Below are 12,150 nucleotides of genomic sequence, written 5' to 3' on the forward strand. Positions count from 1 at the left end.
GGAGACATCCCATGGCTCACCTGAAAATCAACAACCTGCAAAAAGGCTTCGAAGGCTTCGACATCATCAAGGGCATCGACCTTGAGGTGAACGACAAGGAGTTCGTGGTCTTCGTCGGCCCCTCGGGCTGCGGCAAGTCCACCCTGCTGCGGCTGATCGCCGGGCTGGAGGAAGTCAGCGGCGGCAGCATCGAGCTGGACGGTCGCGACATCACCGAAGTCAGCCCGGCCAAGCGCGACCTGGCCATGGTGTTCCAGACCTACGCCCTGTACCCGCACATGAGCGTGCGCAAGAACATGTCCTTCGCCCTGGACCTGGCGGGGGTCGACAAGGCCCTGGTGCAGCAGAAGGTCGACGAAGCGGCGCGCATCCTGGAACTGGGGCCGATGCTTGAACGCAAGCCCAAGCAGCTGTCCGGCGGCCAGCGCCAGCGCGTGGCCATTGGCCGGGCCATTGTGCGCAACCCGAAGATCTTCCTGTTCGACGAACCGCTGTCCAACCTCGATGCCGCCCTGCGGGTACAGATGCGCCTGGAACTGGCGCGCCTGCACAAGGAACTGCAGGCCACCATGATCTACGTGACCCACGACCAGGTGGAAGCCATGACCCTGGCAGACAAGGTGGTGGTGCTCAATGGTGGCCGGGTGGAACAGGTGGGCTCGCCCCTGGAACTCTACCATCGCCCGGCCAACCTGTTTGTCGCAGGCTTTCTCGGCACGCCGAAGATGGGCTTTCTCAAGGGCCGCATCAGCCACGTCGACGGCCAGGGCTGCGAGGTCCAGCTGGATGCCGGGGCACGCCTGCGCCTGGAGCAGAGCGGTGCGCAACTGAGCCTGGGCAGTGAGGTGACCCTGGGCATCCGCCCCGAGCATCTGGAGCTGGGCGAGCCCGGCCCGGGCAGCCTGGCAGTCACCAGCGACGTGGCCGAGCGCCTGGGCAGCGACACCTTCTGCCATGTCCGCAGCAGTTGCGGTGAAGCCCTGACCCTGCGTATCCGCGGTGACCTGGCGAGCCGCTACGGCGAACAGCTGCACCTGCACCTGGCCCCCCAGCACTGCCATCTATTCGATGCCCAGGGGGTCGCCGTGTCCCGCCCCCTGCGCGCCGCCGCCTGATCCCAGAGAGCCCTGCATGAAACTCAAACGCTTGAACCTCAGCCAACTGCCGCCCCAGGTGCGGGTACCCGCCTACACCGTCACCGCCACCCGCCAGGGCATCGCGCACATTGGCGTCGGCGGCTTTCACCGGGCCCACCAGGCCTATTACACCGATGCCCTGATGAACCTGGGCCAGGGCCTGGACTGGAGCATCTGCGGGGTCGGCCTGCGCTCCGAAGACCGCCGCGCGCGGGACGATCTGGCCGGCCAGGACTACCTCTACACCCTGTACGAGCTGGGCGATGGCGACGGCCACGAGGTGCGGGTGATCGGCGCCATCAGCCAGATGCTGCTGGCCGAGGACGACGCCCAGGCGCTGATCGACAAGCTGGCCAGCCCGGAGATCCGCATCGTCTCCCTGACCATCACCGAGGGCGGCTACTGCATCGACGACAGCACGGGCGAGTTCATGCTGCACCTGCCGCAGATCCAGCACGACCTGGCCCATCCGCAACAGCCGCGCACGGTATTCGGCTTTCTCTGCGCGGCCCTGGCCCTGCGCCGGGCCGCGGGGATCCCGGCCTTTACCCTGATGTCCTGTGACAACCTGCCCCACAACGGCGCGGTGACCCGCAAGGCGCTGCTGGCCTTCGCCGCCCGCCGCGACGCCGACCTGCATGACTGGATCGAGCGCCACGTGAGCTTTCCCAACGCCATGGTCGACCGCATCACCCCCATGACCAGCACCGCCCACCGCCTGCAACTGCACGATGAGCACGGCATCGACGATGCCTGGCCGGTCGTCTGCGAGCCCTTTGTGCAGTGGGTCCTGGAAGACAAGTTCTGCAATGGCCGGCCGGCCTGGGAACAGGTCGGCGTGCAGTTCACCGACGACGTCACGCCCTATGAAGAGATGAAGATCAAGCTGCTCAACGGCAGCCACCTGGCCCTGACCTACCTGGGCTTTCTCAAGGGCTACCGCTTCGTCCACGAAACCATGAACGACCCGCTGTTCGTCGCCTACATGCGCGCCTACATGAACCTGGACGTAACCCCGCAACTGGCGCCGGTACCGGGCATCGACCTGGCGGCCTACAAGGACACCCTGGTCCAGCGCTTCTCCAACCAGGCGATCGCCGACCAGCTAGAGCGGGTGTGCAGCGACGGTTCGTCGAAGTTTCCCAAGTTCACCGTGCCTACCATCAACCGGCTGATCGCCGATGGCCGTGATACCGAGCGTGCGGCCCTGGTGGTGGCGGCCTGGGCCCTGTACCTCAAGGGCGTGGACGAGAATGGCCTGAGCTACCGGGTTCCCGACCCGCGGGCCGAGTTCTGCCAGGCCCTGGTGGCCGACGATACCTTGCTGACCCAGCGTTTGCTGGCGGTGGAAGAAATCTTCGGCTCGGCGATTCCCCATTCCAGCGCGTTTGTCGATGCTTTCGAGCGCTGCTTCAACAGCTTGCGCGAACATGGCGTGAGCAAGACGCTGGAGCGATTGTTGGCCAGGCCCGTGTAGCCGCTGCCGCAGGCTGCGAACGGCCTGGGCGGCACTGCGTCGAAGGAGATGCAGCGATTACAAGGACGCTGCAGGTTCGGCTGCAGATCGCCAGGCAAGGACCTGCGGGCCTTAGCGCAGCCTCGCCTCAGGCTCGGCAGCGGCTACAGCTCGACAATAATCACCCACACCAGGAGCGACGATGACTCAACCCGCGCTTTTTCTCGGCCTCGACTGCGGCACCCAGGGCACCAAGGCGCTGATCCTCGACAGCCGGAGCGGCACCGTCCTGGGCCGGGGCGCTGCGCCCCACAGCCTGATCAGCGGCGCCAATGGCTGCCGCGAACAGGATCCCGCGCAGTGGCTGCAAGCCTGCACCAGCGCCACTCGGCAGGCCTTGCAGGCGGCCGGGGTGGATGGCCGGCAGGTGCTCGGTGTCGGGGTTTGCGGCCAGCAGCACGGTCTGGTGCTGCTGGATGACCAGGGCCAGGTGCTGCGCCCGGCCAAGCTGTGGTGCGATACCCAAAGCAGCGCCGAAAACCAGCGCCTGCTGGACTGGCTGGGGGGCACCCAGGGCTCCCTGGAGCGCCTGGGGCTGGCCATTGCCCCGGGCTACACGGTGTCGAAACTGCTCTGGACCCGGGAGCAGCATCCGGAGCTGTTCCAGCGCATTGCGCATATCCTGCTGCCCCACGACTACCTCAATTTCTGGCTGACCGGGCGCTGCTGCAGCGAGTACGGCGATGCCTCGGGCAGCGGCTATTTCGATGTGCGCAGGCGCGACTGGGACCGCGCCCTGCTGGCCCATATCGACCCCAGCGGGCGCCTGGAGCGGGCCTTGCCGCCGTTGCTCGAAGCGCACCAGCCTGTGGGCCGGATCCTTGCGCCGGTCGCCCGGCAACTGGGGATCAGCGCGGATGCCTGGGTGGCCAGCGGCGGTGGCGACAACATGCTGGGGGCCATCGGCACCGGCAATATCCAGCCCGGAATCATCACCATGAGCCTGGGCTCCTCCGGCACCGTGTATGCCTACGCCGAGCGCCCGCTGATCAGCCCCGAGCCTTCGGTGGCGACCTTCTGTTCGTCCAGCGGTGGCTGGCTGCCGCTGATCTGCACCATGAACCTGACCAACGCCACCACCCTGGTGCGCGAACTGCTGGGCCTGGACCTTGCCGCTTTCAACCAGCGGCTGGAGCAGGCCCCCATCGGGGCCGAGGGGCTGTGCCTGCTGCCGTTCTTCAACGGCGAGCGAGTGCCCGCCCTGCCCCAGGCCCAGGGCAGCCTGCACGGCATGACCCTGGACAACCTGACCCCGGCCAACCTGTGCCGCGCGGTGGTGGAAGGCACCACCTTCGGTTTGCGCTACGGCCTCGACCTGTTGCGCGCAGCGGGCCTGCACAGCCAGAGCATCCGACTGATCGGCGGCGGTGCGAAAAGTCTGCTGTGGCGGCAGATGGTCGCCGATATCATGCATGCCCCGGTGATCTGCCCCCGCGAGGCCGAAGCCGCCGCATTGGGCGCGGCGATCCAGGCAGCCTGGTGCCATGGCCGGCAGGACGATCCGGACCTGGACCTGCAACAACTCTGCGAGCGCTGCGTGCGCCTCGACCCGGGCAGCGAAACCCAGCCCCGGGCCGAACACGTGGCGGCCTACGAACCGGTGTACCAGCGCTATCGACAGCAACTGGCAAGCCTTTGAAGAGCGAATGACTATGTATCTGGTGTGTGGCGAAGCGCTGTTCGACTTTTTCAGCGCGGATGAGGCCGGGGCCCCGGCCAGTAAAGTGGCGTTCCAGGCGATCGCCGGGGGCTCGCCGTTCAACGTGGCAGTGGGCCTGCGCCGCCTGGGCGTCGATGTCGCCCTGCTGGCCGGGCTGTCCCGGGACTACCTGGGCCAGCGCCTGCGGCGGGTGCTGGAAAACGAAGGCGTGGATACCCGCTACCTGCGGGAATTCGACGCCCCCACCACCCTGGCCATGGTGGCCGTGGGCGCCGATGGCTCGCCCCACTACAGCTTTCGCGGCGAGGGCTGTGCCGATCGCCAGTTGCAAGAAGAGCACCTGCCGCAGCTCGACGCACAGGTGCGCGGGCTGCATATCGGCTCGTTTGCCCTGGTGGTGCAGCCGATTGCCGATACCTTGCTGGCCCTGGTGCGCCGTGAGCGGGGGCAGCGGCTGATCAGCCTGGACCCCAACGTACGGCTCAACCCGCAGCCGGATATCCAGCTGTGGCGCCAGCGCATCGCCGAACTGGCCGGCCATGCCGACCTGATCAAGGTCAGCGACGAAGACCTGGCCCAGCTGTACCCCGGGCAGGCGCCCGAGACGCTGATCCGGGGTTGGCTGCAAGGCAACGCCCGGCTGGTGTTCCTGACCCGTGGCAGCCAGGGCGCGACGGTGTTCAGCCGTGGGCATGGCAGCTGGTCGGTGGACGCGCCCCGGGTGGAGGTTGCCGACACCGTGGGCGCCGGAGATACCTTCCAGGCCGCGCTGATCACCTGGCTGACCGAGCAGGGCCTGGATTCCCCCCAGGGCCTTGAACAGCTCGATCGCGAACAGACCGACGCCCTGCTGCGTTTCGCCGTCAACGCCGCGGCCCAGACCTGCACCCGCACCGGCCCGGACCTGCCGTACCGGCATCAACTCCCGTAGCCGCCGGCTTGCCGGCGAAGAGGCCCGCAAGCCTTGCGCAATTGCGGCTACCGCCTTCGCTGGCCAGCCAGCTTCTACCAGAGTCGTCGGTCAGAGCAGCGAGAAGTTGTAGCTGACGATCAGGCGGGTTTCGTCCATGTCGCGGGCGATCTTCTGGTAGTTGCTGCGGTAGGTGGCGTTGCGCAGGCGCAGGCTCACGTCCTTGAAGGTGCCGCTCTGCACCACGTACTTGAGCTCGCTGTCGCGCTCCCATTCGCGGCCTTCGCGCAGGCTGCCCGGGACCTTGATGTGGTCGCCGCTGACGTAGCGGGTCAGGAAGCTCAAGCCATTGAGGCCAATGGCCTTGAAGTCATAGTCATAGCGCAGTTGCCAGGAACGCTCCTGGATCGCAGCGAAGTCGTTGACCTGCACATAGTTCACCAGGTACGGGTTGCTGCCATCCAGGTAAGGCATGGAGTTGTCGCCGTACATGCGCTGCCAGCCGGCACTGAACACGTGCCCGGCCACGCTGTAGCCGAGCATGGTGCTCAGGGCGCGGTTGTCGATGCCGCCGGCGCGCTCGGCGCCGGTGTCGGCACTCTTGAGCAGGCGCAGGTCGCCTTTGAGCACGCCGGGCCCCAGGGGCTGGTTGGCCAGCAGGCCGACAAAATGCTGACGGTAGATGTCTTCCAGCTCGGCGTAGTGGTACTGGCCGGTCAGGCGATCGTTGAACTTGTAGTCCACCCCATAGGTGTCGAAGTGATCCGCCGTGGTGTTGCAGGCGTAGCGCTTGTTCTTGCAGTGCACGCGGATGTCCTGGGCATCGCTGGAGTCCCGCGCGGTGTAGCGGTTCAAGCGGGCCGCGGTCAGGGTCAGGTCCTTGACCTCCCGGGAAGTCAGCACCGCGCCGTTGAACATGGTGGGCAGCAGGCGCCCGTCGTTGTACTTGAGCAGTGGCAGGTCCGGCAACTGGGCGCCGTACTTGAATACCGTCTGCGAGACCCGGACCTTGGCGGTCAACCCCAGCTTGGCGTACTGGTCCGCCGAGCCCCGCGGGTCGTGACCGCTGGAGGGCAGCAGGCCGCTGTTGCTGCGGTCGGGGCTGGAGTCGAGCTTGATCCCCAGCATGCCCAGGGCGTCCAGGCCGAAACCCACGGTGCCCTCGGTGTAGCCCGATTGCAGGTTGAGAATAAAGCCTTGGGCCGATTCTTCACGCTTGGATGCGCCCTGGTTGGTGCTGGTGTGGCCGTCGCGAAAGTCCCGGTTGAAGTAGATCGTGCGCGATTCCAGCTTGGCGCTGCTGTCTTCGAAAAAACCCGCGGCATTGGCCAGAGGGGCAAAACCCGCGCACAGCACGGCAGCGCCGAGACCCAGCAATGGGCACGGATTGAGTAAAGGGAAAGGGGGACGCATGAACAGGCTCCAGCAGCAAATCAGTGACGCGAGGTAAAGAAAAAAGACCCAGGTGAAATTCACCCAGCGAATCTGTAATCGCCAGCTAAATTGATTGAATCAATGAAGACCGGCAATGATGGCAGATAGCCCCCACCCTCCCAACCCGACTTTAGTCTGACGCCCGCCTGGTCATAACCGGCGCTACCCGTCCCGCCTTGCCAGCCATATCTTTGAAAAAAACGATCAATTTCAACAGTTTTCAAGCTGCAGAAAAGCGTCAAAAAAACTGTCCGACTGCTCAGCTTCGCCTTCGGAACCCAGGATGCCGTAGCAGGTAATGTCAAAAAGGCATTAGCTTTTCGTCTCACCGAACTACCGTTCGTCGGTTTTTTCAGTCATTTATTAACAAAAACCAACTATTTGACGCTTTCCATGATGACCATCATGAAGACGCTTAACTAATTGTTTTTAAACATTATTTTATTCATCGAAAAATAAACAAAACACAGCTGTCATTTATGTAACACGGCAAAACGTCAATTAAACGTCTCTACGTTATGGTAGTGTCAAAAAAAGAGCGTGATAGCGGCAATGTGCCATACGCCTTTTCAGAAGGTGAGAACCACCCTCACCCCAACACTCATCATGGACGAGGTCGTTCCCTTGGAAGTCAGCGTTTTTGGTACTGGCTATGTTGGCCTGGTGCAAGCAGTTGCCCTGGCCGATGTCGGGCATAACGTGGTCTGTGTCGATATCGACAGCCACAAGATCGCCCAGCTGCAACGTTCTATTCCGCCGATTCACGAGCCGGGCCTGGCGACCCTGATCGAAGAGAATCAAAAGGCCGGCCGATTGCACTTCACCACCCAGGCCAGCGATGCAGTGGGCCACGGCAAGGTGATTTTCATCGCGGTCGGCACTCCCTCCAACGAAGACGGCTCCGCCGACCTCGACCATGTCCTGGCGGTGGCGCGCAACATTGCCTGCCTGATGTTCAGCGACAAGACCCTGGTGATCAAATCCACGGTGCCGGTGGGCACCGCCGATCTGGTGATCGAGACCGTCGCCGAACAACTGGCAGACCTGGGCAAATCCGAACTGCGGGTGCACGTGGTCTCCAACCCGGAGTTCCTCAAGGAAGGCTCGGCCGTGGCCGACTGCATGCGCCCGGACCGGATCATCGTCGGTTGCGCCGACGACCTGCCCCGCCAGCAGTTGAGCGAGCTATACGCGCCCTTCAACCACAACCATGACCGCCTGATGTTCATGGACAACCGCAGCGCCGAGCTGGTCAAGTACGCGGCCAACGCGATGCTCGCCACCCGCATCAGCTTCATGAACGAGATGGCCAACCTGGCGGAACGCCTGGGGGTGGACATCAATGCCGTGCGCAAGGGCATCGGTGCCGACCCGCGCATTGGCTACCACTTCATCTACCCCGGCGCCGGCTTCGGCGGCTCGTGCTTCCCCAAGGACCTGCGGGCGCTGATCCACACCGCAGAAAGCCACGGGCTGGAACCGCACATGCTCAAGACCGTGCGCGACGTCAATGAGCAGCAGCGCCATGTGCTGTTTCGCAAGCTCAAGGCGCACCTGGGGGACAACCTGCAGGGCAAGGTCATCGCGCTCTGGGGCCTGGCCTTCAAGCCCAACACCGACGACATGCGCGAAGCCACCAGCCGCTACCTGATGCAGGCACTGTGGGAGGCCGGGGCCAAGGTCCAGGCCTACGACCCGGAAGCCATGACCGAATGCCGGCGCCTGTACGGCTACCGCGATGACCTGCAACTGTGCGCCACCCGTGACGACACCCTGCAAGGCGCCGACGCGCTGGTGATCTGCACCGAATGGAAGGCCTTTCGCGTGGTGGACTTCACGCTGCTGCGCGAGACCCTCAGGGATCGCCTGGTGGTCGACGGCCGCAACCTCTACAACCCGCAACAGGCAGCGGATGCCGGCCTGCATTACCTGAGCATCGGCCTGCCCTACCGTGTACCGGAGGCATTGCGCGCATGAATATCCTGATCACCGGGGCCGCCGGATTCATCGGCGCCCATACCGCACTGCGTTTGCTCAAGGATGGGCACCAGGTCACCGGGCTGGATAATTTCAACGACTACTACGACCCCCAGCTAAAGCGCGACCGGGTGCGCTGGGTGGAACGCCAGGTAGGGCACTTTCCCCTGCAGCGCCTGGACCTGGCCGACAGCGAGGGCCTGGAACGGCTGTTCGCCGAAGTACGGCCCCAGGTGGTGATCAACCTCGCCGCCCAGGCCGGGGTGCGCTATTCCCTGGAAAACCCCAAGGCCTACCTGGACAGCAACCTCAGCGGTTTCCTCAACCTGCTGGAGATGTGCCGGCGCTACCCGGTGCAACACCTGATCTACGCCTCGTCCAGTTCGGTGTACGGGGCCAACCAGCAGACCCCGTACAAGGTCAGTGACAACGTCGACCACCCGCTGTCGCTGTATGCGGCCAGCAAGAAAGCCAACGAGCTGATGGCCCACAGCTACAGCCACCTGTTCGGCGTGCCCGCCACCGGCCTGCGCTTCTTCACGGTGTACGGCCCCTGGGGCCGGCCGGACATGTCGCCGATCCTGTTCGCCGACGCCATCAGCCAGGGCCGGCCGCTGAAACTGTTCAACTACGGCATGCACCAGCGCGACTTCACCTACATCGACGACATCGTCGAATCCCTGGTGCGCTTGCTGGGCAAGCCGCCAGTGCGCGATCCGCTGTGGGACCGGGAACAGCCGGACCCGTCCACCAGCATGGCGCCCTGGCGCCTGTTCAACATCGGCGGCCAGCGCCCGGTGGAGCTCAAGGACTACGTGGCGACCCTGGAAAAACTCCTCGGCCACAAGGCCCAGGTGGAATACCTGCCGCTGCAGCCCGGCGATGTGCTCAACACCTGCGCGGATGTCAGCGCCCTGGAAAACCTCACCGGTTTCGGCCCCCAGGTGCCCCTGGAGGAAGGCCTGCGCGAGTTCGTCCAGTGGTACCTGAGCTACTACCCGGGCGCGGCGTCCTGAGCCGCGACAGCCGAACGTTTTTACCCAACCCCTGCAATGGAAGTATTCCCGGTGGATATGGATAGACCTCTCTCATCGCCCGCAACCGAGGTGCCCGCCCCGCTGCACATCGACCGGCGCAACGATCCGTTCCGGCGCAAGGTCCAGGCCGCCATCGACCTGCAACAGCACGGCTGGATCACCGGCCGCGACGGCGGGCGGCCCTGGACCCTGTCGCGCAGCAAGCGCCTGACCTCGGCGCTTTTGGCCGCGGTGCTGCTGGTGCTGCTGTCGCCGGTGCTGCTGGTCGTGGCCTTGCTGATCAAGCTCACCAGCCCCGGCCCGGTGTTCTTCGTGCAGTTGCGCACCGGTTTTCGCGGCCGGCGCTTCGGCATGTACAAGTTCCGCACCATGGTGGTCAACGCCGAGGCCCTGAAGGATTCGGTGCGCCACCTGAACAAGCACGGCGCCGACTCGGTGGATTTCAAGATCGACCGCGACCCGCGGATCACTGGAATCGGCGGTTTCCTGCGCCGTACCAGCCTCGACGAGCTGCCCAATCTGATCAACGTGGTGCTCGGCCAGATGCGCATCGTCGGCCCGCGCCCCACCTCGTTCCATGCCCAGACCTACAAGGAACACCACCTCGGCCGCCTGAGCATCTACCCGGGGATCACCGGCCTGTGGCAGGTATCCGGGCGCAGCGACGTGGATTTCGACGGCCGCGTGACCCTCGACATGACCTACATCTTCCAGCAGAGCCCCTGGCTCGACCTGAAGATCCTGATCAAAACCCCTTTCAAGGTCCTCAATGGCCACGGAGCAAGTTGAAATGGCGGCAGCAACCTTTGCCAGTCTGAAGATCCAGAGCCCCAGCGAAAGCAACCTGGCGGTGACCGTACTCGACCAGGAACTGCGGGTCATCCTGCTGACCGCGGCCAACCGCAACAGCGGCGTCACCAGCAGCAGCCTGAGCATGGCCAACGAACTGGCGCGCACCAGCCGCGGCCGGGTGCTGGTGGTGGACACCAGCCTCTCGGACAGCAGCCTGACCCGGCGCCTGGCCCTGGATGAGCGGCCCGGCTTCCTCGACCTGGCACTGGCCGAAACCCCGCCGCCCCTGGCCTCGTGCATCGAGAGCAGCGACGCGGTGAATTTCGACTTCCTGCCCCTGGGCCGCCGCCAGCAGTACAGCGAGCGCCTGACCCCGGAACTGCTGCGCGAACTGCTGCAGGCCCTGGCCGAGGAATACCGCTTCGTGATCATCGACGGCGACCCGGTCTACAGCAGCGGCGACATCCTCACCCTGGCCACCCAGGTCGACGGCGTGGTGCTGGTGGTGCGCAGCGAGGAAACCCGCTGGGAAGTGGCCCAGGCCGCCGCCCAGCGCCTGATCCAGGCCGAGGCCAAGTTGATCGGCAGCGTGTTCAACGCCCGCAAGTACTACATGCCCAAGTGGGTTTATGACCGTCTCTGACCGGCACAAGGACCGTGTAACCATGAACAAGCCAAGACTTTCCCTGCTGAGCCTGTCACTGCTGCTGGCCCTGGGCGGCTGCGTCAATCGCGAGCCGCAGCAGATGCCGGTGCAGATCCTCAGCGCCCCGGCCGACCAGGCACAGCTCACCGAGGTGGTGCCCATCGAGCAGGTGCTGCGGCCCCAGGACGTGCTGGACGTGATCTTCCATATCGGCACCACCAGCCAGCAGCGCTACCTCGTGCAGCCTGGCGACCAGGTGGATGTGACCTTCCTCACCGCTCCGGAACTGGGCGGCAGCAAACTGGTGCTGCCCGACGGCAGCATCGACATGCCCTACGTGGGCAATATCCAGGTCGCCGGGCTCTCCGCCGAACAGGCGCGCCAGGTCCTGGAAACCCAATACGCCAAGGTGCTGAAGAAGCCGCAGATCAACTTTTCGATCTCCCACGCCATGGCCCAGCTGGACAACCTGCGCACCAGCCTGACCAACCCGGCCACCGGGCTTAGCCGCGAGATCGTCGTGGGCTCCGACGGCCGCGCCAGTTTCCCGCTTCTGGGCAGCCTGTCGTTGCAGGGCAAGAGCCTCAGCGAGCTGCAGACCCTGGTCAACCAGCGCTATGCCAAGGAGGTGGGTTCGGTGAGCGTCGATGTGCTGCTCAAGACCACCGCCTCCAACGAGGTGTTCGTCATGGGCGAAGTCGGCCAGCCCGGAGCCTACCCGATCCGCCGGCCGATCTCGGTGCTTGAGGCCCTGACCCTGGCCAAGGGGGCCGGCCCCACTGCACGCCTGGATTCGGTGGTGATCATGCGGCGCAAGGGCAACCAGGTCGAAGCCCGGGTCTACGACGCCGACGCGGCGCTGGACGGCAAGGCCCTGCAATTCGCCTACCTGCAGCCCGACGACATGCTCTATGTGCCCAAGACCCGCCTGGCCAAGGCCGGCGCCCTGAGCAAGCAGCTGGCGGACGTGATCATGTTCCAGGGTGTCGGGTTCAGCTTCGGCTACCGCGTCGACAACAAAGAAACGAACAACAACTGAGTT

At 64.8% G+C, this 12,150-nt stretch carries 10 protein-coding genes; 9 read left to right on the plus strand and 1 reads right to left on the minus strand.

Going from position 1 to position 12,150, the window contains the following annotated elements:
• Positions 1 to 11: 11 nt before the first annotated feature.
• The 4 genes from A9971_RS27385 (at position 12) to A9971_RS27400 (ending at position 5,243) form a co-directional block, all read left to right on the plus strand.
• A complete protein-coding gene (locus tag A9971_RS27385; RefSeq protein ID WP_093403273.1) occupies positions 12 to 1,115 on the plus strand; it encodes an ABC transporter ATP-binding protein in 1,104 nt (367 codons plus the stop codon).
• A 16-nt stretch (positions 1,116 to 1,131) separates the two neighbouring features.
• Positions 1,132 to 2,613 (plus strand): mannitol dehydrogenase family protein, encoded by a 1,482-nt coding sequence (locus A9971_RS27390; RefSeq protein ID WP_183000211.1) that lies wholly within the window; start codon positions 1,132 to 1,134, stop codon positions 2,611 to 2,613.
• A gap of 181 nt (positions 2,614 to 2,794) precedes the next feature.
• Positions 2,795 to 4,291 carry a xylulokinase gene (xylB, locus tag A9971_RS27395; protein ID WP_065364091.1) on the plus strand — a complete coding sequence of 499 codons (1,497 nt, stop codon included), beginning with the start codon at positions 2,795 to 2,797 and terminating at the stop codon, positions 4,289 to 4,291.
• A gap of 13 nt (positions 4,292 to 4,304) precedes the next feature.
• The gene (locus A9971_RS27400; RefSeq protein ID WP_065364092.1) at positions 4,305 to 5,243 is read left to right on the plus strand and encodes a carbohydrate kinase; all 939 of its coding nucleotides are present in this window, start codon (positions 4,305 to 4,307) and stop codon (positions 5,241 to 5,243) included.
• 90 nt (positions 5,244 to 5,333) lie between these two features.
• Here A9971_RS27400 and A9971_RS27405 read toward each other — a convergent pair whose 3' ends face one another.
• The gene (locus A9971_RS27405) at positions 5,334 to 6,635 is read right to left on the minus strand and encodes an OprD family porin (RefSeq protein WP_183000212.1); all 1,302 of its coding nucleotides are present in this window, start codon (positions 6,633 to 6,635) and stop codon (positions 5,334 to 5,336) included.
• Between the two features lie 645 nt (positions 6,636 to 7,280).
• Here A9971_RS27405 and A9971_RS27410 point away from each other — a divergent pair.
• From A9971_RS27410 to A9971_RS27430, 5 genes are read left to right on the plus strand one after another with little or no spacing between them, the layout of a single operon-like run.
• Positions 7,281 to 8,633, plus strand: a complete 1,353-nt coding sequence (locus tag A9971_RS27410; RefSeq protein ID WP_011061365.1) for a UDP-glucose/GDP-mannose dehydrogenase family protein — start codon at positions 7,281 to 7,283, stop codon at positions 8,631 to 8,633.
• Entirely contained in the window at positions 8,630 to 9,649 is a 1,020-nt protein-coding gene (locus A9971_RS27415) for an NAD-dependent epimerase (protein ID WP_011061366.1), read from the plus strand. The genes A9971_RS27410 and A9971_RS27415 overlap by 4 nt, the downstream gene beginning before the upstream one ends.
• Before the next feature lie 57 nt (positions 9,650 to 9,706).
• Positions 9,707 to 10,459 (plus strand): sugar transferase, encoded by a 753-nt coding sequence (locus A9971_RS27420; protein ID WP_019093969.1) that lies wholly within the window; start codon positions 9,707 to 9,709, stop codon positions 10,457 to 10,459.
• A gap of 1 nt (position 10,460) precedes the next feature.
• Positions 10,461 to 11,105, plus strand: a complete 645-nt coding sequence (locus A9971_RS27425; RefSeq protein WP_011061368.1) for a CpsD/CapB family tyrosine-protein kinase — start codon at positions 10,461 to 10,463, stop codon at positions 11,103 to 11,105.
• Between the two features lie 22 nt (positions 11,106 to 11,127).
• Positions 11,128 to 12,147, plus strand: a complete 1,020-nt coding sequence (locus A9971_RS27430) for a polysaccharide biosynthesis/export family protein (RefSeq protein ID WP_011061369.1) — start codon at positions 11,128 to 11,130, stop codon at positions 12,145 to 12,147.
• Positions 12,148 to 12,150 lie beyond the last annotated feature (3 nt).

The sequence above is a fragment of the Pseudomonas sp. UME65 genome, from assembly GCF_014170225.1.
Lineage (GTDB): Bacteria > Pseudomonadota > Gammaproteobacteria > Pseudomonadales > Pseudomonadaceae > Aquipseudomonas > Aquipseudomonas protegens.